We start from the raw sequence: 1,252 nt of genomic DNA on the forward strand, positions 1-1,252 counted from the left end.
AGTATCTCAGTCAGATAGTCCGGGTGCACGAGCGTCATTGGGATGATGATGTCCTGCGAGTAATTCCTTCGAATCTCCCTGACCGCCGCGATCGTAAGTCCCCTCCACAAGGGGAGATCCTGATAGTCTCCGCTCGCTGGCATGGGGACCGTTTCTTTCACCACGAACCCGATTTCCTCGGGGTCAAAGATCAGCGATTTGGAACGCCGATCGCGCAGCCGCTTAGCGAGCGTCGTCTTTCCGGCGCCGAAAGGTCCGTTGATCCAGATTATCTTTGTCGACGGCCTCTAACCTGAAGGCTCGCAAGAGCGCTCGACGGCCTCGTGCGGAGGCACGATCGGAGTGGTTCCGAAATGCTTCTCAAGATAGGTGACGCCGAACGTCACGATGTCCTGCGCGTCGAACAGGTAGCACTGAGCAAAGCCCACGACACCTTCTCGATGGCGACCGAGCTTCACGTAAGCATTTGCTATAGTTTCAACCGCATCCGGCTTTCCTTCGATAGCAAAGCAATCGAGAATGCCGTTTGAATCGTAATCCGATGCCGTTTTCCAGGCGACTTCACCGTCTCTTCCAAGCATCGGCATCTCATACGTCACCCACCGTTTGTTGGGGATATCGGCAACCGCCTCGGCGTAGTGCAATGCGGTAACGGAGTTTAGCGGCGCACCCAACAGCAGGGCCTTCCCGCCAAGGCGAACGAACCGCTCGACGGGCGATCCTTCCCCCAAGGCGTGACCGAGTTCGTGAGGCTCCGTCAGCGTTTCAGCCAGCGGACCAACCGCGACCATCGATGCATCGGGGTGCGCGCTGCGCCGCGCGCCGGGGGCTTGAACCAGAAATTGATTCAGCAGGCCGAACCCACGGTAAGTCCCGGCTGTTGCGGGATCGAACGGCAGCCAGGTACGGCGGGCTTCGTCATCCAGCCGAGCGCCATTCAGAGTCTCCTCGTAGGGTGATCGGTCCCACGACGCGTATCCCATCACAGTGCCAGTCGGCCCAACCGCGGAGCGTAACGCGGCAACGACCGTCTCCGCTCCTCCTTCGACCGGACCAATCGCTTTAAGTGAGGCATGCACCATCAAGAGGTCACCGGTTTGGACTCCGAGTTTTTGAAGCGCCTCCGTTATTGCCTTCCGCGTATGCATCGCGATATCTCCTCTAAGTCTAAGTTATAGCTTGCGTTGATTTTAGCTAATTACATTTCATTTGCTATCATTAGTCTGTCGATTAATAGTCATCAAAAACCATA

The 1,252-nt window shown here is 56.8% G+C and carries 1 protein-coding gene and 1 pseudogene; both read right to left on the minus strand.

The window, feature by feature from the left end; genetic code table 11:
* Window positions 1-272, minus strand: a pseudogene (locus tag AZ602_RS09665) (tunicamycin resistance protein); the annotation flags it as partial.
* A 15-nt stretch (window positions 273-287) separates the two neighbouring features.
* A complete protein-coding gene (gene aac(3)-IId, locus AZ602_RS09670) occupies window positions 288-1,148 on the minus strand; it encodes an aminoglycoside N-acetyltransferase AAC(3)-IId (RefSeq protein WP_000557454.1) in 861 nt (286 codons plus the stop codon).
* Between the last annotated feature and the right edge of the window lie 104 nt (window positions 1,149-1,252).

The organism is Moraxella sp. RCAD0137 (genome assembly GCF_002894025.1).
Taxonomy (GTDB): Bacteria; Pseudomonadota; Gammaproteobacteria; order Pseudomonadales; family Moraxellaceae; genus Moraxella; species Moraxella porci.